This window comes from Parendozoicomonas verongulae (assembly GCF_009711465.1).
GTDB lineage: Bacteria > Pseudomonadota > Gammaproteobacteria > Pseudomonadales > Endozoicomonadaceae > Sansalvadorimonas > Sansalvadorimonas verongulae.
This window is the reverse complement of sequence record NZ_SMME01000027.1, coordinates 1-211: the sequence shown is the minus strand read 5'-3', so window position 1 is coordinate 211 and position 211 is coordinate 1. Positions and strand designations below refer to the sequence as shown.

Here is a 211-nt window from a genome sequence, read left to right as displayed (position 1 = left end):
TACTTTCAGAGTTATCTTATTTATTGCAGGGTGATGTATTTCAGACTGTTCTTTGCACCAGTGCAGGGGGGGGCACACTCGATACAGATGGCACATTTACTGAAGAGAGTCAGCGTCAGAGTCAGTCTGACAGTGATCAGCGGCCCACGAACCTCTCCGCAATGCACACGCTGAGAGCCCTCACAGGGGACAGGCCCTTTGCCTGTGACTT

At 51.7% G+C, this 211-nt stretch carries 1 protein-coding gene; it reads right to left on the bottom strand.

The window, feature by feature from the left end:
* Positions 1-20: 20 nt before the first annotated feature.
* Positions 21-211: hypothetical protein (locus tag E1189_RS24075; RefSeq protein ID WP_230459769.1), on the bottom strand; the 191-nt coding region annotated here is incomplete at its 5' end.